We start from the raw sequence: 26,428 nt of genomic DNA on the forward strand, positions 1-26,428 counted from the left end.
AGGAGGAATAGTTTGGCATGATTACATCTCCTTATGACAAATATAAGAAGTCTTCAGTTCAAACATCCACTCCAGGACAATTGGTTATTATGTTATATGATGGTGCAATTCGGTTTACCAAATTGGGCCTGGAAGGAATTAAAAACAAAGATTATTCTAAAGCGAATGTGAACCTTGGCAAAGCTCAAACGATTGTCAGCGAGTTAATGTCTACGTTGAATCTATCTTATCCTGTGTCTAAAGATTTGTTCTCGCTATACGAGTACATGAATCATTTGTTGATTCAAGCAAATATTAAAAAAGAGATCAAGCATGGGGAAGAAGCTCTGGGATATTTTCAGGAACTGCGTGAGACTTGGATTGTAGCAAGCAAGCAAGCAATGGGAGCTTCAGCTCAATGAATAGTAACAACAAGACTTTGATAAACGATGTTCTCAGCCAACTTTCTGAGCTTACGCAGAATTTTATCAAAGATTTAGAGATTCAAGATTCTGATCATGTAGAACAATTTGTTGAAGAGCGTCAACTTCTAGTGCAACAATTACATGATGTTTTGGATGTTCAAGAGATGAGTGATCTGCAAAAAGAAGCGCTGAAGCAGGTTTTGGCATATGACACGATAATAGAGCAACGTATGTCATCACTTAAAAACGAAGCGCAGGAATGGTTGCTCCAACGAAATACGGCCAAAACGCAACGTACGGTATATGAATCCAAGTATGCTTCCGAGAGTTATCTTATGGATAAACGAAAGTAGTAACAAAGTATTTTATAATTACAACGAACCTCGTACTGGCAAATACTCAGTATGGGGTTCTTTTGCTTTCATTAAAATAGACGTCCCAACCCTCCATTTAACAGATATATTCAAGATATTTCACCTTTCAACACAATCCCCAATTAATCTACAAAAAATTCCAAGAAAACATTTACGTTTCCAATTGACAATGGATAACTTTGGATGGTATCATCTGAATTGTGGGCAGAGGTTAAGGCCGAAAGCTTCACTTCATTTGATGACGAAGGGAATGTTAGTGCATGCAAGGTAAAGTAAAATGGTTCAACGCAGAAAAAGGTTACGGTTTCATTGAGACTGAAGATGGCGGCGACGTATTCGTACATTTCTCCGCAATTCAAACCGAAGGATTCAAGACTTTGGAAGAAGGTCAATCCGTAGAATTCGACATCGTCGAAGGCGCACGTGGACCGCAAGCAGCTAACGTAATCAAATTATAATCATCCGGACAATCCGACCTACATATATGGTTAGATGGTTACCAAATTGAATTATCGCTAGCATCAGACTCCGGTACGTTCCGGGGTCTTTTTTTGTTCTAATCTATTCGAGATTTCGGGATCGGTTGAGGGTCAAATTTGATATAAATCTGGTAGATTCATGAGATAAATTGAAGTTCATTTTACATAATAGATTGAGCAGGCTCAAAAACGGTTAAGTACATCATCAAGCGCCTGATAAGTCATACCACCTAAACAAACGATTATGGCTGAATATGATGAAATATCGCGAAAAATGGCGTTATGCCTACGTTGGCAGATGTGGCTTGAACAGATGTCATTATTCGGTCACCGGGAGTTTTTACATGGCGCTAACATTCGTGTTATAATGAAGTGGCAAAGGAAAAAGGAGGAGTGCCCTATGAATTTAAGTATTCGAGGTCAGCAAATCGAGGTTACCGATGCTTTGAAAGATTATGTCGACAAAAAGTTGAGTAGACTCGAGAAGTATTTCGATGCACCCCTTAACTCTGACGGTGCTGTTACATTGAGCACGACGAGAGGTTTGCATACGGTAGAGGTGACGATCCCATTGAAAGGCATTGTGCTCCGCGCTGAGGATGAGAGCGATGATATGTACGCATCTATTGACTCTGTGGTAGACAAGCTGGAACGTCAGATCCGCAAACACAAAACCAAAGTTAACCGTAAGTTCCGCCAGGAAGGCAGCCTGAAAACACTCTTCGTTGAAGATCCAACAGGTACTGTAGCTACAGCTGAACTGGACACGGATACGGATGACGATGATTTTGAAGTCGTACGGACGAAACGCTTTATGTTAAAACCAATGGACGTGGAAGAGGCAATCCTCCAAATGAACATGGTTGGCCACAATTTCTTCGTATTCTCCAACATTGACAGTGAAGAAGTGAGCGTTGTTTACAAACGGAACGATGGCAAGTATGGATTGATCGAACAAGGTTAATCATAACGTATTGTATTATCGGACATGCATGTGAATAATTAACTAATCAAATAACGAACACAGGAAAGGGACTTTCCTGGATTGGACCTAACAAGAGCTTCCATCCCTTAGGGGATGGGGCTCTTTTGTGCGTAGAGGTTGGGAAATGACCTGTGGAAATAAAATGGTGAAACTATTCCCCATGCTGCTGCGTCTAATAGATAGTAGAAAGAAGCACAATCTGTACTACTTAAAGCATAAGTTGAATACGAGATTCACTCGGGTTACGAAAATATTCGTACACATGAATTCATAAACTGAATATTGAGATTTCCATCCAGATTTACCACCAAAATTCGTTATCGTGGCTATCTTATAACGAAAATGAAACATCAGAACCGAAGGCTTCCGCTAACGACTATGATTTTTTGCACTTAAACTCCATTTAATAAGCCTCAGAAGTTCAAAGAAGTGTGCCGTGGCTTGTTGCGGCGGCCCTTACAAACTGTTACAATTTATGCAAAGAGAATCATTGTCCTGATGGAGAATTGTCAACGAATGATCGCTAATCATAATCAATGACAGGCACAGCACCATGAACATGATTCGTAAGGCTCGGGCTTCGGCTAGTTCTTAATAACCGAATCCGGTTAAATACCGAATCAGCTTCATGAGGGACCCTTGGCAAGCCTGGAGTTGATTCATCATATTACTTATTAGCATATGATTTGAATTTGATTTTTACACGGATGACGAAGAGGGCAGAAATGACCTGTAGAAGCGAAGCGTTCGCCTGAAAGAAAGCTACATCGGAAGCATACGCTTTATCCCCGGATTCCCCCCTCTGAGAAGAGAGTTTAAAAGAAATCTGGGGATAACAGCGATCGAAAGGACATTCTGGCAACTGAGTTGACGAAGTGTAACCTTCATTAAGCTTAAATCATATTGTTTGTCACCCCGGGCAAGTGGATGCAATATCCATCCGATGGTGTCGCGTGGCGGCAACAGGGGTCTATTCTGTTTTGCACGAAAGGGGTATACCATGCTAGGACTTGTCAAAAAGATCTTCGGAGACATGAACGAACGTGATGTTAAACGTCTGATGAAAACAGTCGATGTGATCAATAAACTGGAACCACAACTTCAGGCGTTGTCTGATGAGCAACTGAAAGGTAAAACGGACGAATACCGTGCTCGTATTGAAAAGGGAGAAACAACAGATGAACTTCTTCCGGAAGCATTTGCAACCATACGTGAAGCTTCACGCCGTGTACTGGGCAAACGTCATTATGATGTACAGATGCTGGGCGGAATCGCGCTGCATGAAGGCCGTATTTCCGAGATGAAAACAGGTGAAGGTAAAACGCTGGTAGGAACACTTCCCGTGTATCTGAATGCATTGATGTCCAAAGGTGTACACGTAGTTACGGTCAATGACTATTTGGCTCAACGGGATAGCCAGGAAATGGGACAAATCTATGAGTTCATGGGCATGACGGTAGGGGTTAACCTGAGCGGTATGGACCATGCTTTGAAACAACATGCATATGCATGTGATGTTACGTACGGAACGAATAATGAATTCGGTTTTGACTATCTGCGTGACAACATGGTGCTCTACAAAGAGCAAATGGTACAACGCCCATTGTTCTTCTGTATCATTGATGAAGTGGACTCCATTCTGGTCGATGAGGCGCGTACGCCACTCATTATCTCTGGACAAGCTCAGAAGTCGACTGACATGTACTATGCAGCAGATCGTTTTGTGAAACGTCTGGTTCCAGAAGAAGACTTTACGGTAGACATCAAGGTGAAATCCGTAGCGTTGACTGAGGCGGGTGTAGCCAAAGCAGAGAAAGCATTTGGGATCGAGAACCTGTATGACCATGCCAATGTTACACTTAATCATCACATCGTACAGGGCTTGAAAGCCAATGTAATCATGCGTCGTGACGTGGATTATGTGGTGACTGATGAAGAAGTTATGATCGTGGATGAGTTCACCGGTCGTCTGATGGCTGGACGTCGTTACAGTGATGGATTGCACCAAGCGATTGAAGCTAAAGAAGGCATCGAAGTGCAGAACGAGAGCATGACGCTTGCTACGATTACATTCCAGAACTATTTCCGGATGTACCGCAAACTTGCGGGCATGACAGGTACAGCGAAAACCGAGGAAGAAGAGTTCAAAAAAATCTACGGTCTCGAAGTACTGCAAATTCCAACGAACCGTCCGAACAAACGGGATGATATGGCAGATGTTGTGTACAAGAGCATTGATGGCAAGTTCAAGGCCGTTGTGGAAGAGATCGTGGAACGTCACAGCAAAAACCAACCGATTCTGGTAGGTACGGTGTCCATTGAGAACTCGGAGCGCCTCTCGGATATGCTGAAACGCCGTGGTATACGACATCAGGTACTGAACGCCAAGTACCACGCAGAAGAAGCAGAGATCATTACAGGAGCTGGACAAGCGGGTGCAGTAACGATTGCCACCAACATGGCTGGACGGGGTACGGATATTATCTTGGGTGAAGGTGTAGCTGAAGTAGGCGGCCTTCATATTATCGGTACAGAGCGTCACGAATCACGCCGGATTGATAACCAGTTGCGTGGACGTGCGGGACGTCAAGGTGACCCGGGTTCAACGCAGTTCTACCTGTCATTGGGTGATGAACTGATGAGACGTTTCGGTGCAGACAACGTATTGAACATGATGGAACGCCTTGGTTTTGAAGAAGACCAACCGATCGAGAGCCGGATGATTACCCGTGCAGTAGAATCGGCGCAGAAGCGTGTTGAGGGTAACAACTTTGACGTGCGTAAAGTCGTTCTTCAATATGATGATGTGATGAACCAACAACGTGAAATTATATATAAACAGCGCCGCGAGGTGTTGGAATCCGAGAATATCAAACAGATCGTTATGGATATGATCAAACCGTCTATTGAACGTATTGTTGAAGCACATTGCAGTGACGATATTCCGGAGAACTGGGAGCTGCAGGAAGTTGCTGACTATATGAACAGCAAACTGCTGGATGAAGGTTCAATCACGAAAGACGATCTGTGGGGCAAAGAAGCCGAAGAGATCATCAACTACTTGTTTGAGAAAGTACAGAACAAGTACAACGCACGTGAAGAGCGAATTGGGGAAGAGATGGTTCGTGAATTCGAGAAAGTGGTTGTGCTCCGTGCAGTAGACAGCAAGTGGATGGATCATATTGATGCCATGGATCAATTGCGTCAAGGTATCCACCTTCGTGCCTACGGCGGTACAGATCCGCTGCGTGAGTACCAGTTCGAAGGCTTCGAGATGTTCCATCAGATGATTTCTTCCATTCAGGAAGAAGTAGCGACTTATGTGATGAGAGCACAGATCGAGAGCAATCAGGAGCGTCAAGCGGTTGTTGAGGAAAGTCAGATCTCGACAAGCGGTGAGCCAGCTGAGAAACGTCCAGTGAAGGTTTCTGACCAAATCGGACGTAACGACGCATGCCCATGCGGTAGCGGCAAGAAGTTCAAACACTGCCACGGCCAAGAATAGTACAATGGTTTTTATATACACTATAGTGTAATAAGTTGAACCTTGATTTTACACCATAACAGAGAGTGCAGAAGCGATCTGAAGAAGCGGAGCGTTCGCCTAAAAGCTTTCTGCAAGAAAGCTACATCGGAAGCGTACGCTATCCCCGGATTTATCCCTTGTAAGAGGGAATCAAGAAAATCTGGGGATAAGAGTGATCGTAAGATGCCACTGTAATCGGAGTGACAGGTGTAACATTAATTAGGTCAACTTATATAGCATGACATGAACGGCTCCTCGCAGCCGGGTAATCCATAGGATGAAGTGAAGGATGCATAACCGGTTAATGGTGCATAGTTATATTCATATGACCATGATCATGGAGAAGAGATTGGCTGATATATCAGTAATCTCAACACCGGGGTGACGCATCAATACTTGATCTGGAGGAATACCCTGGATGCGGGGAGTTTATCTTAATGAAAAGAGGAATTGCACATGATCGATCCAAGCGTCAAGCAGGACCTGCGTGAAATAGGCAAGAAACTAACAAACCTTAGGGGGTCTCTTTGACTTAGATCTCAAGCAGGAGATGATTGAGAACTTTGAGGTGAAGATGTCTGCCCCGGATTTCTGGGACGATAGTGATAAGGCTCAAGCTTTAATTGCTGATCTGAACGCGGTGAAGGGATCTGTGGATCAATATGAGAAGCTCCAGCAGGAGTACGACGATGCGGTGATGATGGCAGAGCTTGCTGATGAAGAGGGCGACGAAGAACTAGCGACAGAGATCGGTAGAAGCGTTACATCGATCGTAGGCAAGGTGGCCGAGTTCGAACTTCAGCTGCTCCTGAACCAGCCGTATGATAAGATGGATGCCATTCTGGAACTTCATCCAGGGGCAGGTGGTACCGAGTCACAGGACTGGGGACAGATGCTACTGCGGATGTACACACGCTGGTCCGAAAAGCGTGGTTTCAAGGTTGAGGTGTTGGATTATCTGCCAGGTGATGAGGCAGGAATCAAGAGTGTGACACTTTCGATCAAAGGACATAATGCTTATGGCTATCTAAAGGCCGAGAAGGGTGTTCACCGACTGGTACGGATCTCACCTTTTGACTCGTCGGGCCGTAGACACACCTCCTTCGTATCCTGCGACGTGGTCCCTGAGATTGATGATACGATTGAATTGGACATTCGAACAGAGGATCTCAAGATCGATACGTACCGTGCGAGTGGCGCAGGTGGACAGCATATCAATACCACCGACTCAGCTGTGCGGATTACCCACCTTCCAACCGGTGTGGTTGTAACGTGTCAGAATGAACGTTCACAGATTAAAAACCGTGAGCGGGCGATGAAGATGCTTCGTTCGAAATTGTATGAGCGCAAAATTGAAGAACAAAAACAGCATCTGGATGAAATCCGAGGAGATCAGTCGGATATTTCATGGGGAAGCCAGATTCGCTCCTATGTATTCCATCCCTATAGTATGGTAAAGGATCACCGTACAAGCGTGGAAACAGGAAATACAGGAGCAGTGATGGATGGCGACCTCGATGGATTCATCGATGGTTATTTGCGTAGCCAGATTAAAGTGGATACCGATTAATATAAGTTCCTGTATGGACCCATACGTGTAGGCGTATGCTGGTGTGTACAGGAGCTTTTTTTTGAATAATATAGAGAAAATGAATGAACATCCCATCAGTCACATCAAAGGAGAGCGCGACAACATGCAACAACGATCACAGCTACACAATAACCGCAAAAAAAGATTGACTACCCTCATTCCGCTCAATGGTCCGTGGAGGAACGTTGTAGATACGGTATCTATTATTGTAGGCTCGTTTTTAATCGCAGTGGCCTTTAACTTATTCTTATTACCGAATCAGATCGCTTCGGGTGGGGTATCCGGGTTGTCCATCTTGGGTAAGGAGTGGCTCAATCTGGAGCCAGCCTACACGCAATGGGCGATTAATATCCCGTTGTTAATTGCAGGTTTCCTGCTCATCGGCAAGCAATACGGTGTTCGTTCGGTACTGGGCAGCATTGTTCTGCCACTGTTAGTCTATCTCACGAAGGATTGGGCCATCCCAACAACGAATCCATTGCTTGGTTCCCTTTATGGAGGAATTGGCGTTGGTTTGGGAATCGGGATTGTGTATCGGGGTAGAGGATCAACAGGAGGCATGAGTATTCTCGCCCGAATCGTGCAAAAGTATAGCGGACTCAGTTACTCTCTTTGTGTTGTGATTATGGATGCTACAGTTATTATTATGGCTGCTTTTGTATTGTCATTGGAACAGTCGCTCTATGCGCTGATTGGACTATATGTGACTGGAAAAGTAATTGATGCCGTTGAGATGGGGCTGGGCTTCTCCAAGGTGGCTTATATTATCTCCAACCAGACCGAATCCATTACCAAGGTTATTCTGGATGATCTGGATCGCGGATTGACGAAACTTGAAGCTAAAGGTGGTTACACTGACGATCAACGAACGGTATTGATGGTAGTCGTTGGACAAAATGAGGTGCCGAGACTGAAAGCGTTGATTCGGTCTGTGGACCCGGGGGCTTTTGTTATTATTAGTAATGCGCACGAAGTGCTTGGCGAAGGCTTTAAACGGGGAGAACACGTGTGAAAAGCGTATAAAATATAGCGAGTGAGCCGTATAGGCTTAATAAGATATGACTTCATGGAACAACAGGCACTTTCTTCACCCGAAAAGACGGGAGAGGAAGTTCCTGTTGTTGTTTTGTATCTTTTGGAATGAATGAAGAATGCTTATAGAATTGGAGACAGCAGACGGGAAATGGCTTCTTTGACGCGGATAAGAAAACTGCGTTTTTGGTATTCCTCCACCGACAGTTCTCGCGATACGTGCAAGTCGTGCTCGAAGGTCTGTACAAGTGCTGTCGCAATCGTTTCATCGTACATAAACGCATTTACTTCAAAGTTCAACCGGAAACTGCGGTAGTCAATATTGGCGGTTCCCACGGATGCAACCAAACTGTCAATAATCAGTGTTTTGGCATGAATGAAGCCGTTGTCGTAGATGAACACTTTGGCTCCGACTTTTAGCAATTCACCAATATAAGATAAGGTAGCCCAATATACGAAGGCATGGTCGGGCTTATTCGGAATCATAATGCGAACATCAATGCCGGACAGACACGCCAGACGAATCGCTTCGAATACACTGGCATCCGGGATAAAATACGGTGTTTGAATCATGATCGATTGTTTCGCGCCGTTAATCATCTTGAGATAACTGTTCTTGATATGCTCCGTCTCGGCATCCGGTCCACTGGAGACAATCTGCATGGCCGTCTTCCCTGTACCCTCAATATGAGGGAAATGTGCGGGAACATAAGGAGTGTCGTGTTGTTTGGATGCTTCATTCCAATCCAGAAGGAACCGGGTCTGAAGCGCATGCACGGCAGTTCCTTGAATACGCAGATGTGTGTCGCGCCAATAACCGAACTTCGAGTTTAAGCCAAGATACTCATCCCCTACATTAAATCCGCCCGTATATCCAAGGTTGCCATCAATGATGACGATTTTGCGGTGGTTCCGGTAGTTCATACGCAAGTTAATCAGACTGAATTTGGATGGGAAAAATACCTCCACCAAGCCGCCCGCTTCACGCAGTTCCTTGAAAAAGCGATTGGATACCCGTCGCGAGCCGAGCGCGTCATAGAGCAGACGAACTTTGATGCCTTCTTGCGCTTTGCGAATGAGTGCATCCCGGATTCTTTTGCCTAGACGGTCGCCTCTATAGATGTAGTATTGCACGTGTACGTGATCCTGAGCCGCTTCAATATCGTCCAGGAGTCGCTGGAATTTATCGGTTCCATCCGTAATGATCTCAACCGCATTATCCTCCGTCAGCAGAGCACCATTCTGCTTCAGGTTCATATAGATCATGTCCTGACTGGTCTCTGTAGCTTTGTTGCGAAAAGGAGTACGGTTATTCTGCAACTGCGCAAGCTGGTTCTCAATGCGTTCCTCAAGTCCGAGCTTCTTGCGTTCTTTCCACTGGAAAAGCCGGTATCGGGTCAGGTTCTGACCGGTCAAAAGATAAAGTACAAATCCAAACACCGGAATAAAGTTCAGGACGAGCAGCCAAGCCCAGGAAGCACTGGCATCCTTCCGCTCGAAGAAAACGACTGCTGCTGCGAAAATAATATTCAGGCCCAGGAGCACAATAAGTAAGATGGATTCGATATGCACTGTAGACCCCCATGTCTCATAATGACCATCATGAATCTATTCACCTATCCTAGATTGTGCAGGTTAGTTATGAATGAGACTCTGGTTGTAATGTTTACTACTAATACGTATTTTAACAGAAGTCTCCCTATTCGTCCCAGATGTTAAAAAAGATATCGTTCGGAATGGATAAAAATCCATGTGAAATTGATGATAGAGTGTTGTATTTATATAACCAGAGTCGTATAATAATACACAAATATGCATATAAGCGACGGAATTGCTAGGATGAGCACTCATTGGGGCCTCAGCTTAGCACAAGTAGCGCATACATCGAGATTGGGGGAGCGAGAGTGAATAACAAATTAAAAGTGGCAATCGTCGGTTCCACCGGCTACGGCGGGGTGGAGCTGATTCGTTTTTTCCAGAACCATCCGCAGGTTGAAATCACTTCGGTGATATCTTCATCCAGCAGTGGGGATTCTATCGCAGATGGATTCCCGCATTTGACGGGCGTGATTCATAGGCCACTCGACGGTGTAGATGCGGCGGAGATTGCAAGTCGAGCGGATCTTGTATTCACAGCGACCCCGTCCGGCGTAAGCGCAAAACTCGTACCGAGTCTGCTGGAAGCAGGGCTCAAGGTCATTGATCTGTCTGGAGACTTCAGACTGAAGGATGGAGCGGTGTATGAAGAGTGGTATAAGCACCCTGCACCTGCAGCTGATTTGTTGGAACAGGCGGTATATGGTATGGCAGAAGTGTACGGGGATAACGTGAAAGGCCAGAACTTTATTTCCAACCCGGGCTGTTATCCAACTGCTACCCTTCTGGGGCTGATCCCTGCGGTGGAAGCAGGCTGGATTGATCCTTCCAGCATTATTATTGATGCGAAATCCGGCGTATCCGGAGCAGGGCGCGGAACAAGTCTGACGAACCATTATGCAGAGATGAATGAGAATCTCAGAGCTTATAAATTGAACAAACATCAACATATTCCCGAGATCGAGCAGGTTCTTGGCAGCATCACGGGCAATCCGGTGACGGTGACGTTTACGACACACCTTGTACCTATGACACGTGGAATCATGACTACCATGTATGCGAGCCTTGTTGGAGAACACAGTGATCGCGAGATCGTAGATCTGTACCGCAAATATTATGAAAACAGACCTTTCGTACGGGTACGGGAACCGGGTATCTGGCCTTCGACAAAGGAAGTATACGGCTCCAACTATTGTGATATTGGATTTGCGGTAGATCCTCGTACAGGACGTTTGACCGTTATTTCGGTCATTGACAACCTGGTGAAGGGTGCTTCCGGGCAAGCGATTCAAAATATGAACCTGATGATGGGATGGGAGGAAAACCTCGGGCTGAACATGACACCGGTGTATCCATAAGGCTTTGAATTTGAGAGGAGCATGGAGCATATACAATGCATTCTCGAATTGGCTTGGGAAGAACGGATCAAGTTAAGCAGGCGGATCATCAGCATATAGCTGAACGCATACGGGGGATATGATATGGGAACGAATGTCGAGCAACAGGCTTTTAGCGTGGTTGAGAACGGATCAATTGTAACTCCTGGAGGATTCACTGTGGGTGGACTTCACTGCGGGTTGAAAAAAACATCACGCAATGACATCGGAGCGATCCGCTGTGATGTACCGGCAACAGCAGCAGCTGTATACACAACGAACGTGTTTCAGGCGGCACCACTCAAGGTAACACGTGAAAGCTTGAGTAATGGACGACTTCAGGCGGTCATCGTCAATAGTGGCAATGCGAATGCGTGTACAGGACAACAGGGTGAAGAAGATGCCTACGCGATGCGTTCGGCGGCTGCACGTGAGCTGGGTGTGGCTGAAGAGGATGTGGCTGTAGCATCGACGGGTGTGATCGGTGAGTTGTTGAAAATGGACGCTGTACATTCAGGCATTATCGGACTCCCTACACAACTGGGCAAGGAAGCGAATGAGGCCGAACAGTTCTCACAAGCCATTCTAACCACGGATTTGGTGAAAAAGGAAGCCTGCGTCTCCGTTATCGTTAACGGCAAGACGGTTACGATTGCGGGAGCCGCCAAGGGCTCGGGGATGATTCATCCGAATATGGCGACCATGCTCGCTTTCATGACCTCTGACGCGGTCATTGGTGCAGAAGCATTGCAGCGGTTGCTGCGCCAGGCAACCAACCATACGTTCAACATGATTACCGTAGATGGGGATACAAGTACGAATGATATGCTCGTAGCGATGTCCAGTGGATATGCAGGCAATGAAGAGCTGACGATGGATCACCCGGATTGGGAGGCTTTTGCAGCTGGGTTCACCTATGTATGCCAAGTATTGGCCAAAGCTATTGCTCGCGATGGCGAAGGAGCAACCAAACTGGTCGAGGTAGAAGTTACAGGTGCGGTAAGTGATGAATCCGCGCAAGCGATTGCCAAAACCGTCATCGGGTCCAGCTTGGTGAAATCCGCCATGTTCGGCGCGGATGCCAACTGGGGACGGATTATTGCAGCCGTAGGACGTGCAGGACAACCGGTGAACCCGGATACGGTAAATATCCGTTTGGGAGATATTCCGGTTCTGGAACAGTCCCGTCCAGTCGTATTTGATGAAGAGGCCGCACTGGCCTATTTGCAAACAGATACGGTTCGCATTGTGGTGGATCTGCACCACGGTGAAGGAACAGCAACAGCCTGGGGTTGTGACCTGACGTATGACTATGTACGAATTAACGCAGCATACCGCACGTAATATTTTGTATTTAGTTTTATTAATTTAGCAGCTTCATGATTGAAAAGCTGCTTTGCAAAAATATGTAGAACATCTATAAGGATTAAACTTTTAGAGTCTGATCATTGACGGGGAAAGTGAATAAGTCGGAATCGATTCTGTAGAAGCGAAGCGTGCGCCTAAAAGCTTTCTGTAAGAAAGCTGCATCGGAAGCATAAGCTGTCTCTGGGTTTCCCCCTGTTAATAGGGATAATTAGAGAAATCCGGGAGACAACAGCGATCGAAAGAACAATCCGAATTCGGAATGGACTCCTACGAGCCATTGTCATCTTTTAAAGGTGTTGAATTTTATTGAATGTGATTTTTACTAAGAAAGGAGATTGCCCTCATGAATTCAACATTGCCTAATGAGAGTACCGCAACGGAAGCGAGCACTGAGAAACAGATGTTTGTCATGAAATGTGGAGGCAGTACACTGGCAGCACTGCCCGAGTCTTTCTTCGCAGATTTGCGTGATTTGCAGTCGCAAGGTACGCGGCCAGTGATCGTGCATGGCGGGGGTCCTGCCATCTCGGATAACCTGTCGAAGCTCGGTATCGAAACCGAATTCGTTAACGGCCTACGCAAGACGACTGAACCTGTGCTCGACGTAGTGGAGATGGTGCTGGCGGGTAGTATCAACAAACAGATCGTGCGCTTGATTCAACGTGTGGGCGGTCGTGCACTTGGTTTGTCTGGCGTCGATGGAGGTCTGATTCAGGCCAAACCGGTGTCTAACCATGCTGAGATTGGATGGGTAGGCGATGTCACGGGCGTGAATGCCGAGATAATCCAGGGAATCGTGAGCATGGGTTACATGCCAGTTATTGCGCCAGTTGGCGTGGATGCAGCTGGACAACGCTACAACATTAACGCAGATACAGCTGCGGGTGCCGTGGCATCTCATCTCGGCGTGAGTCGAATGATCGTCGTGACCGATGTTCCTGGCATCATGAAGAACGTGGACGGTGAGAAGAAAGTGCTGCCATCCGTATCCGTGCAAGAGATTGAGGACATGATACAGACCGGAGAAATTTACGGCGGTATGATTCCTAAAGTGCGCGCAGCTATCGCATGTATCCATGGTCAAGTACGCGAGGTCGTCATCGTAGACGGCAGCGAACCCCAGATCCTGAGCCGAGTGCTCGGCGGAGAAATCATCGGGACAAGAATCATCCGTATGCAATAATTTGCTCTCCGTGCGCCAGGGTCTTAATAGTCTTATATTATATAAAAAAATATGTACACGATTTTTTTGTGAATCTGGCATAGTGCGATAACGTAGAGTGCAGAACCAATCTGAAGAAACAAAAAGCGAGAACGGAGAGGACAGAAATAACCTGAAGAAGCGAAGCGTGCGCCTAAAAGCTTTCTGAAAGAAAGCTACTTCGGAAGCATACACTATCCCTGGATTCCCCCCTTTAAGGGACAATCAAAAAAATCCGGGGATAACAGCGATCGGAAGGTTGTTCTGTCATCGAAGTGGAAGTATGCATACGTTCGGAAGATGGACTGCAATTGAAGTAGTCTAGTGTTATGTTTTATTCACCTTAGGCGTGTACCAACAAATAAGGAGTGAAATGGTGATGGCAAAAGGCAACGAACAGCCAGGTTCTGGCACAGCGGTAGCGGGCGCAACAGCAACAGGTGCAGTGGCACAGACGGAAAGCTCGCTTTTCCAAACGTATGCGCGTTATCCAATCAGCCTGGTCAAAGGTAAAGGCAGTTGGTTATGGGATGACCAAGGCAACCGTTATCTCGATTTCATGTGCGGACTCGCTGTAACTAGCCTGGGTCATGCACCAGAGAAGGTGGGAGCCAAGCTGAAAGCTCAGATTGATGAGCTGTGGCATGTGTCCAACCTGTTCCAGATTCCGGGTCAGGAGAAAGCAGCAGCATTGTTGACAGCCAATACTTGCGCGGATGCAGTGTTCTTCTGTAACAGTGGTGCTGAAGCGAACGAAGCAGCTATTAAGGTCGCTCGTCGTTATCACCAGAAGGTGAAAGGCACGGATCGGTATGAAGTGATTACCTTTGCCCAGTCCTTCCATGGACGGACACTCGCAACATTGACAGCAACCGGACAGGATAAGGTGAAAGAAGGGTTTTTACCACTACCGGCGGGCTTTATAACGGTGCCTTTACATGACATCCCTGCACTTGAAGCAGCCATTGGACCTCATACAGCAGCGATTATGTTGGAAATGGTTCAGGCTGAAGGCGGTGTGTATCCGGTTGAACCGGAATTCGTGCAGCAAGTACGTAAATTGTGTGACGAACATGGTTTGTTACTCATTGTCGATGAAGTGCAGACGGGGATGGGACGTACAGGCAAACTATTCGCGCACGAGCATTATGGCATCGAGCCGGACGTGTTTACTGTGGCTAAAGGCATTGGCAGTGGTTTTCCGGTAGGTGCAATGCTGGGTAAAGGTTTCCTGCGGGACGCGTTCACACCGGGCAGTCATGCGACGACCTTTGGCGGAACACCGCTCGCTTCATCCGTTGTGATTGCAACAATTGAAACGATGCTGGAAGATCGCTTGCCAGAGCGTGCAGCGGAGATGGGTGAATACCTGATGAATTCCCTGCGGAATCGTTTGGCGGGCAATTCCGTTGTGAAGGAAGTTCGTGGCTTGGGATTGTTAGTCGGCATCGAATGTGCTGAGCCGGTAGGTGATATTGTGCTTGCTGGGCAAAAACGCGGTATTTTATTCGTCTCTGCAGGACCGAATGTCATTCGTTTGCTTCCGAACCTGTATGTGAGCACAGAAGAGATCGACGAGGCCGTCTCCTTGGTGGCAACACTGATTGAAGAGCACGTGGCGGCGAAAGCCTGAGATTATAAAATAAGAACCGATCTGTCCCGGGGCCTTCACTGGCTCCCGATGCAGAATCAGATGAGATGAATCCCTGTAGCCGCGCGGTAATCTGCGGAAGGCGAAGATAGAGAAGCACCATTCATATATATATATCCAATGCGATGATGCTCACTCTTCTGCCCCTGCGGGTGCAGGGAACCGGAAATAAGGAGGACAATATAGATGACAGCGCAACAGACGGAAAAGGTACAGAAGATTGATCTTAGAGGCCGTGATTTTATTGAGTTCACGGACTACACAGCAGAGGAAATTCGCTATTTGCTCGATCTCGCGATTGAGATCAAAGGCAAGCAAAAAAGCGGTGTGCCCTTTCAACCGTTGAAAGGCAAAACGATCGGACTTATTTTTGAAAAATCATCCACACGTACACGTGTATCCTTTGAAGTGGGTATGTTCCAATTGGGCGGACACGCACTCTTCCTGAGCAAAAACGACATTCAACTGGGTCGCGGGGAAACAACACATGATACAGCCAAAGTATTGTCCCGCTACCTGGACGGCATTATGCTCCGTACCTTTGGACACCATAATGTGACTGAACTGGCAGAGCATGCGGATGTTCCGGTCATTAACGGCCTGAGCGATGCGGCGCATCCTTGCCAGGTACTGGCAGACTTCCAAACGGTGCTGGAGCACAAAGGCAAGCTGACAGGGCTGAAAATGGCTTACATCGGAGATGGCAACAATATGGCGCACTCTCTGATGCTCGGTGCAGCGAAGATGGGTATGCATGTTGCTGTAGCAACGCCAGAAGGCTACGAGCCGGATAGCGCAGTTGTGGAGCAGGCACGTATCATTGCACAGGAGAGCGGTTCTGAAGTGACTGTAACGTACAGTGCACAGGAAGCAGCGAAAGATGCAGATATCGTGTACACCGATGTGTGGGCAAGTATGGGCTTTGAGGAAGAGCAGAAGATTCGTGAGCAGGCGTTCGCGGCATATCAAGTGGACGAGGAACTGATGAAACACGCGAAGCCGGATTACATGTTCCTGCACTGTCTGCCAGCGCATCGCGGTGAAGAAGTGAGTGCCGGTGTGATTGATGGACCGAACTCCCTGATCTTCGATCAGGCGGAGAATCGATTGCATGCACAGAAAGCTCTAATGACTGCATTAATGAGCGAATAGAGATTGTTTGTCTGAATGGGTTGATTTTAGGCGCAGTTTTCGCGATGATAGATAAAAGTTTATAGCAACTGATCTTGGGGAGGACCATCGAACATGGCTAAGGAAAAAATTGTACTCGCTTATTCAGGCGGGTTGGACACATCTGTAATTTTGAAATGGTTGAAAGAAACATATGATGCAGAGATCATCGCATTTACAGCGGATATTGGTCAAAAGGATGAACTGGATGGCTTGGAGGAAAAAGCACTGGCTACCGGCGCTTCCAAAGTATACATCGACGATCTGCGCGATGAATTCGCGAAAGACTTCATCTATCCGATGTTCCAAGCGGGCGCCCTCTATGAAGGACAATACTTGCTTGGTACAAGTATTGCTCGTCCACTGATTGCGAAACGCATGGTGGATATCGCTCGCGCAGAAGGCGCTACAGCTATCGCTCACGGCGCTACGGGCAAAGGGAATGACCAGGTTCGCTTTGAGCTGAACGCGGCTGCACTGACACCTGACATTAACGTCATTGCACCTTGGCGTCTGGAAGAATTCCGCAACCAGTTCCCTGGACGGGCCGAGATGATTGCTTACGCTGAAAAGCATGGCATTCCGGTAACCGCATCTGCGGCTAAACCGTACTCGACGGACCGTAACCTGCTGCATATCAGCTATGAGAGTGGTGTGCTTGAAGATCCTTGGTTCGATCCAAGTGCAGACGAGAACAAAGACATGTTCCTGCTGAGCAGTGCACCGGAAGATGCACCGGATCAAGCCGAATATGTTGAGCTTGAATTCGAACAAGGTGACTGTGTGGCACTGAACGGTGAGCGTCTAAGCCCACTGCAAGTGATGGAACAACTGAACGAACTGGGTGGCAAACATGGTATCGGCCGTGTAGATATGGTCGAGAACCGCTTTGTCGGCATGAAGAGCCGTGGCGTATACGAAACACCGGGTGGAACAATCTTGTTCACAGCACACCGCAAAATGGAATCCATCACGATGGACCGTGAAGTGATGAACCTGCGTGATAGCCTGATTACACGTTACAGCACACTGGTATACAACGGCTTCTGGTTCGCACCAGAGCGTCTTGCATTGCAAGCGCTGGTGACTGAAAGCCAGAAGAACGTAACAGGTACGGTTCGTGTGAAACTGTACAAAGGTAATATTATCGGCGCAGGTGTGAAAAGCCCTGTCAGCTTGTATAATCCGGATATTGCAACGATGGAAGCTGATCCCACGCAAGCCTACGATCAAGGCGATGCAACCGGCTTTATCCGCCTGAACGCACTGCGTCTGAAAGTAAACTCCGGTGTAGAGCAAAACAAAAACTAATTCAAACATGCACATCATACTGCATGACTATAACTGACAAGGCAGGCCGTTCTTGCATATCTGGCAGGAGCGGTTTTGTCCATGAGCGAAAGGGGAGAACTCACCGTGAGCAAGCTATGGGGAGGACGGTTTACAAAACAAACCAATCACTTGGTTGAGGAATATACGGCATCAATCAATTTTGACAAAGCTTTGGCAGAGGAAGACATCCAGGGAAGTCTGGCTCATGTAACGATGCTAGGCAAATGCGGTATTCTTCCGGCGGAAGATGTGGAGACCATCAAAGAAGGTCTGATCACCGTTCTGCACAAAATTCGTGCGGGCGAAGTGGAATTCTCCGTATCGGATGAAGACATCCACATGAACATTGAGAAAAACCTGATCGACACCATCGGCCCTGTAGGCGGCAAATTACATACAGGACGCAGCCGGAATGATCAGGTAGCAACCGATATGCACTTGTACCTGCGTGAGCGTGTAGTTGGATTTGTCGGCATGCTGCACACTTTGCAGGAAGCGCTGATTGGACAAGCCAAAGATAATCTCGATACGATTGTACCGGGCTATACGCATCTTCAACGTGCACAACCGATTCTGTTCGCCCATCACCTGATGGCGTATGTGTCCATGTTCCAACGGGATGCGGAACGTCTGATGGACAGTTACAAACGTATTAATATCCTGCCACTGGGTGCAGGTGCGCTTGCGGGTACCACATTCCCGATTGACCGTCATTTTGTGGCGGAACAACTGGGCTTTGACGGCGTATACGAGAATAGTCTGGACGCAGTAAGCGACCGTGACTTCATCGTTGAGTTCCTGGCAGCCGCTTCGCTCATCATGACTCACTTGTCCCGTCTGAGTGAAGAACTGGTACTGTGGAGCAGCACGGAGTTTGGTTTCGTTGAATTGGACGATGCATTCTGCACAGGCAGCAGCATTATGCCACAGAAGAAGAATCCCGATGTTCCCGAACTCGTTCGTGGTAAAACGGGACGTGTGTACGGCAACCTGATCGGTTTGCTTACGGTCCTGAAGTCTCTTCCATTGGCTTACAACAAAGACATGCAGGAAGATAAAGAAGGCATGTTTGATACCGTAGCGACGCTGGAAGGTGCACTGCAACTGTTTGCTCCAATGATCGCGACAATGACCGTGAACAAGGATCGCATGCGTCAAGCGGTCAACCAGGACTTCTCCAACGCTACGGATATTGCCGACTTCCTCGTGGGTGAAGGCTTACCTTTCCGTCAAGCGCATGAAGTGATTGGTAAAACGGTGTTGTACTGCATCCAGAACAGCAAGTATTTGCTGGATCTGACGATTGATGAATTCCGTCAGTTCTCACCACTGTTCGATGACCGGATCTATGACGTGCTTCAACCGGAAGCCGTTGTGAACGCTCGTAATGTCTATGGCGGAACGGCTGCGGGTCAGGTTGCTGATGCGATTGCACGTAGCGAGAAAGTACTGGAGATTACCGAGCAATGGATTACCAACCGTGGTTAATGCCACTTGAATAGTGGGAAAACAGCCATACGAACGTATAACGTGAAAAGCAGGCCGAGAGGGGAATATGAACCGCTCCCTGTCAAGTAGACAGTTGAAAAAACAAAAATTAGTTCATTGAGATACCTTAGCTCGGATGACGTGCTAAGGTATCTTTTTTTGTTATGCAGCTCTTCGGTATTCGTTCGGAGACAAGCCTTCCAAACACTCCGTGTAACGGTAGTTGTTGTAGTAGCGCATATAACGATCAACTGCCCTGTGAACATCTTCGTAGGTGTCATACTTCGTAAGATAATAACTTTCTGACTTATATGTACCCCAAAATCGTTCAATCGGCTGGTTATCCAAACAGCGACTCACACGAGACATGCTCTTGATAAATCCGTACTTCAACTGGAGCCTGTTATACTCATGAGACGTGTACTGAAAGCCTCTGTCGCTCTGAATCATGGGGGAAACATCCGGATTCTTGACGTACGCTTTTTTCAGCGTATCCATCACGAGTGTATTGTTGTTGAAATGACTCAGTACCCATGAAACAATGGAGTTATCGTACACATCTATAATGGCACTTAAATAAGCTTTACGTCCATTTCCGTATTTCAATTCGGTCACATCAGTAGACCATTTGACATTTGGAGCAGAGGCAGCGAAGTTGCGATTCATTTTATTTTCAGCCACATGGAGCGCGGTGGCGTTCACGTAATGTGGCCGTTTTTTACGAATGACTGCTTTCAGCCCGAGAGCACGCATGATTCGATAATAGCGCTTTTTGTTATACTTCTGATGCAGCTTTCGATTTAACTGGGTACGCATTTGACGATAGCCTAGAATCCCATCTCGCTTGTCATAACGACGCTTTACTTCTTTTGCCAGCATATATCCTTCACGTTCTCTGGCAGAAGGTGTCCACTTTAACCATTTATAATAGGCAGATCGAGCTACACCACCAAGCGCACATAACGCCGCAACGGTATATCCTTTTTCATGGTGTAGTTCTTGTATGGCTTGATACCACTTTACATGCCTGACCAAGGTTAGCGTGGTTTTCGTCGCTCGATCTCTGCCAACTTTTTTGCGAAAGCATTCTCCATCTCCAGGTATTCATTTCGGGCTTCCAGTTCTTTAATCCGCAGCTGGAGTCGTTCCTGCTCATCCAATTCTTCTACAGGCTTTTTACGACCTCTACGATCAAGAAGAGCCTCTTCTTGACCCGCTTGATATTTCCGAACCCATGCGTACACTTGCGGATAAGATACACCAAACTTCTCCATTGCTTTCTGATAGTCCAGGTCATTAGCGAGGGTATATTGCGCAATTTCAATACGTTCTTCGAAAGTGGTTTTACGTCCTTTATTCATATGAGATAGCCCTTTTCCTTTACGAGTAGGTTTTAATTCTATCTCTTGAGTATACTTGGTAATCCATTTCTTCAAAACACTTGTACTCGAAATATGATGTTTTTTTGTTGCAGCTGTTAAGGATAGATCACCAGACAAGACATCTCTGATCGCAGCAAGTCTCAATTCCCTTGAGTACGTTTTCCATGTTTTCGATTCTTTTAACCCACTCCATCCATGTGCCTTATATTTCCTTATCCAATCCGTGACAGAACTCTTGCTCACCCCAATTTGTTTAGCTTCCGAATTTGGGTTTGAATGGTGCTCAAGACAGCGCTGTACGGTGTGTAATTTGATTTTTAAAGAAATGGGACTTCTTTTAGACATGAGAAAGCTCCCCTCATAAATAGACGTAGAAGTTTTGTTTTTTTCTACTGTCTACTATGAGGGGAGCTTATCAGAATACCTCCAAGGCCTGCTTTTTTCATTGGTTTTCAGTCTATGATCCAGGAAACCAATTTCCCTCCAGAAATATGACGAAGTTCCGCAACACCGTTACTCCAAATGTTTAATCTCCTAGATGCGGCCTGTTAGGAGAAATTGGAGATTTCTTTCCTATATCTTTAATCCCGCTTAGGCAGAGGCAACCAGTTCAATACATTCTGTATCTTCGCATCCCAGTAGCCCCATTCATGTTCACCAGGCCCTTCCTCGTATGTCAATTCGAAGTTCGTTTGTTCACAGGCTTGACGGAACGTTTGATTATCCTCATATAGGAAATCTTCCGTTCCACAACATTGGTAGAGCATAGGTCGTGGGCTTTCGCCAGATTGATTTTCTTTTAACAGATGAATCAGATCGTTCTCTGTACCTGCCACATCGGGTCCGAAAATCCGCTGTAACTCCGTCTGTTGTAATGCTGAGGATGCGTTTCTATCCATATGTGCAGACATATCGAGTGCTCCAGACAGACTTGCAGCTGCAGCGTATTGATCCGGTTTGCGAAGGGCCAGCTTGAATGCACCGTATCCACCCATGGATAAACCAGCGACATAGTTATCCTCGCGTTGATGCGACAGTGGGAAGAAGGAACGAGTGAGTGCGGGCAGTTCCTCGCTGATAAACGTCCAGTACTTTCCACCTTCCACCATATCCGTATAGAAGCTGCGATGTACCTGAGGCATAACAACGGCGATACCGAGGTTGGCCACATAACGTTCGATGGAAGTCCGGCGCAGCCAGATGGAATCATCATCCGACAGACCGTGTAACAGGTACAGGGTTGGATGTAGTCCTGTGCCGGTTACATTCTCCATGCCGATCTGATTGTGGGTTTGTTGTGGCAGTATGACATGCATGCTGGTGCTCAGTCCAAGTGTATCCGAATAAAAATCACATTTAATAAGTGCCATGGTATAAGAAACCCCTTTCATAAATTCGTGAACTCCATACTTTACTTTAAATGAAGAAGACAGAAGGGGGAAACGCAACCTGATGTCTCCCAAGTGTCTATATGTAACAGGTTATACCCAATACTCTTCCAATGCAATAAAGATGAAGCTGAAGAATAACAGAACAAGCCCGGAGTACGTACAACTCTTCATGCGACCACACCAAAGACATGTATGAAACGGATGACGAAATAAATTTCAAAACCGTTTCTAACCTAATTTACAACGTAACAATGTTATGTTACACTAATTTCGACAAGAGAGGGGAGCATATATGACGGACGATTTGATCTCCAAAAAAGAACTGCTGGACCTGACAGGTATCTCCTACGGCCAGTTATACCGCTGGAAGCGCAAGAATCTCATTCCGGAAGAATGGTTCATTCGGAAGTCCTCCTACACCGGACAAGAGACCTTTTTTCCTAAACAGCAGATTTTACTGCGCATTGACAAGATTCTGAACATGAAAGACGGATTGTCACTGGATGAGCTGGCAGACGTGTTTTCACCTACGTTGGGTGAAGTGGACATGACTGCTCAACAACTGTTAGAGCGAAACATTGTTTCACAGATTTCGCTTGATCTGTTGAAAGAAGCGGGGCGGGAACAACCCATGTATGTTTTGGAGCAGATTATGATGCTCTTTGTACTAGATAAGCTGTTAATGGGCGGGGACATGACTCGTCAGGAAGGTACGTTGCTGATCGATGTGATGTCTGAACATTATTATCGGTTCACAGGAAGACCGAGCGAACTTGTGCTTACTCGCAAGATGGGTGTCCCGTCATTCATGCTGGTGACAGCAGGAACGGAGTTTTATTTTGACAATGGTGTGAAGGTGGTTCTTAGGCAGCCCATGGGAACATTTATGGAAGAATTAAAACTCAAATTGGGATAAGGAGAGGATTATATATGGAAGAGCGCAACATGCGGAATGATTTGAACGTATCGGGCATAAGCCAAACGGCTGGTGGGGAATTCCACAGGGTATCCATTGATGGCATGGCTAAGGTGAACGGTAACCTGGACTGTACCTCTCTGGATGTGAATGGGACATTGAAGATGCACGGCGCTTTGAACGCTGAAAGGGCAACGATCAACGGCATGTGCACACTGAACGGTCCCTTGATCAGTTCTTGTGTTCGCGTGGATGGTATGGCAACGATTAAGGGAGATGTGAACAGCCCTGAATTTGAAGTGAACGGAAAATGTACCATACGTGGAAAGGTGGATGGGGAACGAATCGATATCGGTGGCATGATTGATATTGAAGGTGATGTGCAATGTGAGTCCCTGAATGTGCAGGGCAATATTAAAATGACTGGTTTTCTGAATGCTGGGACGGTAGAGATCAGGCTGCATACTTCCTCATCAGCTAAAGAGGTGGGCGGAGAGCGTATTGATATTCGTCGTAAGGAACAACAGAGTGGCTTTTGGAAAAGCATAGGTCTGGGTGGCAAACCTTCCTTCAAGGCATCCTTGATAGAGGGAGATGAAATCCTGCTGGAAGATACGGAGGCTGATATTATCCGAGGGAGCAAGGTTCATATCGGTCGTGGCTGTAACATCAGACTGGTTGAATACTCAGGTGAACTTGAGGTTGATCCGGAAGCCAAGGTGGGCAGCAGTCAGCGGATATAAATTAGGAATTGGAGAGAAAGGGATGAGATCGATTTGAATACTAATCCAGGGCATTCATTGGACCGAAAAAGCGATATCAGCATCGTCGGTGAAGGTAGTTCTGCTGGCGGGGTGTACGGTAAGGTCAAGACAGTGGGGGATTCTTCATTTAACGGCAATCTATACTGTAATCAATTCAAATGTACCGGTACGTCGGTCATATACGGATCTCTTGAAGCCACAGATGTCAAAATCACGGGAACCCTCACCCTGACAGAGCGAGCTGCCAGCTCCGATGGTCAGAACGACGCAGTCCATATTTCTGACCTGCATGCCAAAGCGGAGAATATGAAAGTGGTCGGTGAACTCTATCTATCCGGTGACTGTCAGGCGGAGAATTTCAAGCTGAATGGGAGTCTCACGATCGCAGGTATGCTCAGCGCTGAACAGATGACACTTAGAATTATGGGGCCATCCGAGGTTAGGGAAATGGGCGGTTCCATCATATATGTGAAGAGTGGCCGGGCTAAACTGCTGAATAGCTTGTTCACGGAGAATCAGTCCATTCTCAAGGTCAGAATAATCGAAGGTGACGAGATTGAATTAGAGAATACGGAGGCGGAGGTTGTACGAGGAGATACAATTAAAATTGGCCCGGGCTGCCGGATTGGTACTGTGGAATACCGATCTTCCCTGCATATTCATCCACAATCGGAAGTTTTGTTGCAAAGCAATCGGTCCTTGGACTGATTATCGGCAATACCTTTTCGGATATACTAATGCAGTCATATGAATAGATCGTGAATGGAGAGATTGAGTACAATGGCTGCAAGTAAAAACAAGATTGGATTCGTGCTGGCAGGTCTCCTGCTTAGCATCCTGATGGCCTCAATGGATAATACCATTGTAGCTACGGCGATGGGGATATTGTCGGCAAGCTCGGCGGACTCGACAAGTTCGTCTGGGTTACTTCCGCGTACATGGTAGCTGAGATGGCAGGAATGCCGATCTTCGGTAAGTTATCCGATATGTATGGACGGAAGAAGTTTTTTGTGTTTGGTATTATTGTGTTTATGCTTGGCTCGGCGCTGTGCGGAACGGCAACGTCTATTGTTGAATTGACGATGTACAGAGCAATTCAGGGGATTGGTGCGGGTGCACTGGTACCGATTGCCTTTACGATTATGTTTGATGTCGTTGCACCTGAATCGCGGGGAAAACTGGGCGGTTTGTTTGGAGCAGTGTTCGGACTATCTAGCGTGTTTGGCCCATTGCTTGGTGCTTACATTACGGAGTATGCGACATGGGAATGGGTATTTTATATCAACCTGCCGCTTGGTTTGATTGCCTTTTTGTTTATTGCATTCTTCTACAAAGAATCCCATCAGCATCAATCCCAACAGATCGACTGGTTGGGTGCTGTAACGCTGATTGGCGCTGTCGTGTGTCTGATCTTCGGTCTGGAGCTGGGCGGCAAAACGTTTGCCTGGGGTTCATGGCAGATTATTGGCTTGTTTGCCGGATTTATCGTGCTTGCCCTTCTCTTTCTGTACGCGGAGACGAAAGCCAAGGAACCGATTATTTCCTTCAACATGTTCCGCAATCGGGTGTATTGGTCCAGTAACGTTATCGCAATGTTCAGCGGTGCGGCCTTCATTACAGCATCCGTGTACATCCCTATCTTCATTCAGGGCGTGCTCGGTGGGAAAGCAACCAACTCTGGTCTGGTATTGCTTCCAATGATGCTGGGGTCTGTGGTAACGGCTTCCATGGGTGGGGTGCTGATGACCAAAATCAAGTACCGCAATATTATGATTCCTACACTGGCGCTCCTTGTCCTTGGTCTTGGATTACTGACTACGCTGGATGAGAGTTCATCCCTCTGGACGATTCGCATCTACATGGTACTGGTTGGTTTGGGTGTCGGTGCATCCTTCTCGGTGCTCAGTAATGCGGCCATGAATGCATTCGAACCACGTAGACGCGGCGCGGCCAGTTCCACGCTTAACTTCTTGCGCTCACTTGGCATGACGATGGGGATTACCATCTTTGGCATCGTACAGAGTCAGGTGTTTACACGCAAAATGAATGATGCCCTTGCTGGAGCGGCAGGAGAAGCGGGTGCAGCAGCAGGAAGTCCTGCGGGGGGTCTACCTCAGGGAGTGGATCTGACCGATCCACACGCACTGCTCTCACCAGAGCTCAGACAGGCGATTCCCCACAGGTACTCGAAACCATCACGCATGCATTGTCGTCTTCCATTATACAACTGTTCGCTTGGGCTGCTATTCCAGCAGCACTGGCTTTAATCGCTTCCTTCTTCATGGGGAAAGAGAAGATGGTTGTAGGGGAAGAGCAAGGCGAATATACAGGCGGGCATTAAGTGGCTCCGCGATGAACCATTCGTTTAAGCTGTTACAGCTAGTACATAGCTGCTGAACATG

21 protein-coding genes and 1 pseudogene are annotated in these 26,428 nt (G+C 46.9%); 18 read left to right on the forward strand and 4 right to left on the reverse strand.

The genetic code is table 11. The features are described 5' to 3' along the window. Positions 1 to 17 precede the first annotated feature (17 nt). The 7 genes from fliS (at position 18) to C0Q44_RS08675 (ending at position 8,371) form a co-directional block, all read left to right on the forward strand. Entirely contained in the window at positions 18 to 401 is a 384-nt protein-coding gene (gene fliS, locus C0Q44_RS08645) for a flagellar export chaperone FliS (RefSeq protein WP_105406901.1), read from the forward strand. Further along, entirely contained in the window at positions 398 to 757 is a 360-nt protein-coding gene (gene fliT / locus C0Q44_RS08650; RefSeq protein ID WP_105406902.1) for a flagellar protein FliT, read from the forward strand. The genes fliS and fliT overlap by 4 nt, the downstream gene beginning before the upstream one ends. A 281-nt stretch (positions 758 to 1,038) precedes the next feature. Then, positions 1,039 to 1,236, forward strand: a complete 198-nt coding sequence (locus C0Q44_RS08655; RefSeq protein WP_017691992.1) for a cold shock domain-containing protein — start codon at positions 1,039 to 1,041, stop codon at positions 1,234 to 1,236. Between the two features lie 421 nt (positions 1,237 to 1,657). Beyond that, positions 1,658 to 2,221: a ribosome hibernation-promoting factor, HPF/YfiA family gene (hpf, locus tag C0Q44_RS08660; RefSeq protein ID WP_105406903.1), complete on the forward strand. Its 564-nt coding sequence runs from the start codon at positions 1,658 to 1,660 to the stop codon at positions 2,219 to 2,221. 1,021 nt (positions 2,222 to 3,242) lie between these two features. Next, complete coding sequence (gene secA, locus C0Q44_RS08665; RefSeq protein ID WP_105406904.1) at positions 3,243 to 5,747, forward strand: preprotein translocase subunit SecA; 2,505 nt, start codon at positions 3,243 to 3,245, stop codon at positions 5,745 to 5,747. 477 nt (positions 5,748 to 6,224) lie between these two features. Then, positions 6,225 to 7,338 (forward strand): peptide chain release factor 2 gene (prfB, locus tag C0Q44_RS08670; RefSeq protein WP_105406905.1). Its coding sequence is split into 2 segments (ribosomal slippage): positions 6,225 to 6,296 and positions 6,298 to 7,338, totalling 1,113 coding nucleotides; the frame shifts between segments, so codons are not numbered across the junction. A gap of 124 nt (positions 7,339 to 7,462) precedes the next feature. Next, positions 7,463 to 8,371 (forward strand): YitT family protein, encoded by a 909-nt coding sequence (locus C0Q44_RS08675; protein ID WP_105407655.1) that lies wholly within the window; start codon positions 7,463 to 7,465, stop codon positions 8,369 to 8,371. A gap of 143 nt (positions 8,372 to 8,514) precedes the next feature. Here C0Q44_RS08675 and cls read toward each other — a convergent pair whose 3' ends face one another. Further along, a complete protein-coding gene (gene cls / locus C0Q44_RS08680; RefSeq protein ID WP_105406906.1) occupies positions 8,515 to 9,963 on the reverse strand; it encodes a cardiolipin synthase in 1,449 nt (482 codons plus the stop codon). Between the two features lie 332 nt (positions 9,964 to 10,295). On the opposite strand from cls, the gene argC reads away from it, so the two are divergent. The 7 genes from argC to argH all read left to right on the forward strand — a co-directional run bounded on the left by argC (position 10,296) and on the right by argH (position 19,573). After that, a complete protein-coding gene (gene argC / locus C0Q44_RS08685; RefSeq protein ID WP_105406907.1) occupies positions 10,296 to 11,345 on the forward strand; it encodes an N-acetyl-gamma-glutamyl-phosphate reductase in 1,050 nt (349 codons plus the stop codon). 123 nt (positions 11,346 to 11,468) lie between these two features. Then, positions 11,469 to 12,707: a bifunctional glutamate N-acetyltransferase/amino-acid acetyltransferase ArgJ gene (gene argJ, locus C0Q44_RS08690; protein ID WP_105406908.1), complete on the forward strand. Its 1,239-nt coding sequence runs from the start codon at positions 11,469 to 11,471 to the stop codon at positions 12,705 to 12,707. Between the two features lie 367 nt (positions 12,708 to 13,074). After that, positions 13,075 to 13,914: an acetylglutamate kinase gene (gene argB, locus C0Q44_RS08695; RefSeq protein ID WP_105406909.1), complete on the forward strand. Its 840-nt coding sequence runs from the start codon at positions 13,075 to 13,077 to the stop codon at positions 13,912 to 13,914. 397 nt (positions 13,915 to 14,311) lie between these two features. Beyond that, complete coding sequence (locus tag C0Q44_RS08700) at positions 14,312 to 15,565, forward strand: aspartate aminotransferase family protein (RefSeq protein ID WP_258166218.1); 1,254 nt, start codon at positions 14,312 to 14,314, stop codon at positions 15,563 to 15,565. Positions 15,566 to 15,769: 204 nt separating this feature from the next. Further along, a complete protein-coding gene (gene argF / locus C0Q44_RS08705; protein ID WP_105406910.1) occupies positions 15,770 to 16,735 on the forward strand; it encodes an ornithine carbamoyltransferase in 966 nt (321 codons plus the stop codon). A gap of 93 nt (positions 16,736 to 16,828) precedes the next feature. Then, entirely contained in the window at positions 16,829 to 18,064 is a 1,236-nt protein-coding gene (locus C0Q44_RS08710) for an argininosuccinate synthase (RefSeq protein ID WP_017692004.1), read from the forward strand. Positions 18,065 to 18,169: 105 nt separating this feature from the next. Next, positions 18,170 to 19,573, forward strand: a complete 1,404-nt coding sequence (gene argH / locus C0Q44_RS08715; RefSeq protein ID WP_105407657.1) for an argininosuccinate lyase — start codon at positions 18,170 to 18,172, stop codon at positions 19,571 to 19,573. Between the two features lie 162 nt (positions 19,574 to 19,735). On the opposite strand, the gene C0Q44_RS08720 is transcribed toward argH, so the two are convergent. From C0Q44_RS08720 to C0Q44_RS08730, 3 genes are all read right to left on the reverse strand, one after another. Then, complete coding sequence (locus C0Q44_RS08720) at positions 19,736 to 20,608, reverse strand: IS3 family transposase (RefSeq protein WP_181150857.1); 873 nt, start codon at positions 20,606 to 20,608, stop codon at positions 19,736 to 19,738. Between the two features lie 2 nt (positions 20,609 to 20,610). Beyond that, a complete protein-coding gene (locus tag C0Q44_RS08725) occupies positions 20,611 to 21,300 on the reverse strand; it encodes a helix-turn-helix domain-containing protein (protein ID WP_105406249.1) in 690 nt (229 codons plus the stop codon). Between the two features lie 236 nt (positions 21,301 to 21,536). Continuing rightward, on the reverse strand, positions 21,537 to 22,325 hold the full coding sequence (locus C0Q44_RS08730; protein ID WP_105407658.1) for an alpha/beta hydrolase: 789 nt from the start codon (positions 22,323 to 22,325) through the stop codon (positions 21,537 to 21,539). Between the two features lie 313 nt (positions 22,326 to 22,638). Between C0Q44_RS08730 and C0Q44_RS08735 the strand changes: the two genes are divergently transcribed. The 4 genes and pseudogenes from C0Q44_RS08735 to C0Q44_RS08750 all read left to right on the forward strand — a co-directional run bounded on the left by C0Q44_RS08735 (position 22,639) and on the right by C0Q44_RS08750 (position 26,367). Further along, positions 22,639 to 23,262: a YhbD family protein gene (locus C0Q44_RS08735; protein WP_105406911.1), complete on the forward strand. Its 624-nt coding sequence runs from the start codon at positions 22,639 to 22,641 to the stop codon at positions 23,260 to 23,262. A 14-nt stretch (positions 23,263 to 23,276) separates the two neighbouring features. Further along, positions 23,277 to 24,005: a polymer-forming cytoskeletal protein gene (locus tag C0Q44_RS08740; RefSeq protein WP_105406912.1), complete on the forward strand. Its 729-nt coding sequence runs from the start codon at positions 23,277 to 23,279 to the stop codon at positions 24,003 to 24,005. A gap of 33 nt (positions 24,006 to 24,038) precedes the next feature. Continuing rightward, positions 24,039 to 24,734: a hypothetical protein gene (locus tag C0Q44_RS08745; protein ID WP_105406913.1), complete on the forward strand. Its 696-nt coding sequence runs from the start codon at positions 24,039 to 24,041 to the stop codon at positions 24,732 to 24,734. Between the two features lie 72 nt (positions 24,735 to 24,806). Beyond that, positions 24,807 to 26,367: pseudogene (locus C0Q44_RS08750) on the forward strand (MDR family MFS transporter). Positions 26,368 to 26,428 lie beyond the last annotated feature (61 nt).

This window comes from Paenibacillus sp. PCH8 (assembly GCF_002968835.1).
Lineage (GTDB): Bacteria > Bacillota > Bacilli > Paenibacillales > Paenibacillaceae > Paenibacillus.